Annotated in this window: 1 protein-coding gene; it reads left to right on the top strand. The window is 34.1% G+C overall.

Annotated features, from left to right (window positions below; all coding sequences use genetic code 11):
- The coding region (locus IEZ21_RS49300; protein WP_189327926.1) for a cation diffusion facilitator family transporter at positions 1-587 on the top strand (587 nt) is incomplete at both ends.

Raw genomic sequence — 587 nt, 5'->3', positions numbered from 1 at the left:
GTCTTGCGTTAATTTCAGATGCTGGTCATATGTTAAGTGATTCTATTTCTTTAGGTATTGCTTTAATTGCATTTACTTTAGGAGCGAAGCAAGCTAATACAAATAAAACTTTTGGCTACAAAAGGTTTGAAATACTAGCAGCTGTACTTAATGGTATTACTTTGATGTTAATAGCTATCTATATTTTTTATGAAGCTATTGAGAGATTTAAAAACCCCCCTGAGGTAGCTTCTACAGGCATGTTAATTATCGCCTTGGTAGGCTTGTTTATTAATATTATTGTGGCTTGGATAATGCTGCGCGGGAGCGATGTAGAAGAAAACTTAAATATGCGTGGAGCATATTTGCATGTAATAAGCGACATGCTTGGATCTATAGGTGCAGTTATAGCAGCCCTTCTCATTATATTTTTTAGATGGGGGTGGGCGGATCCTTTAGCAAGTGTGATTGTAGCAATTTTAGTACTACGTAGCGGCTTTTATGTAACAAAATCAAGTCTTCATGTATTAATGGAGGGAGCACCAAGCAATATAAATACAAAAGACATTATTAAAACTATTAAAAAATTCAAAGAAGTTAAAAATATT

The sequence above is a fragment of the Streptomyces flaveus genome (genome assembly GCF_014647675.1).
GTDB classification, from domain to species: domain Bacteria; phylum Actinomycetota; class Actinomycetes; order Streptomycetales; family Streptomycetaceae; genus Streptomyces; species Streptomyces flaveus.
Note: the sequence above shows the minus strand (reverse complement) of the source record. Positions and strands in the feature narration are given on the sequence as shown.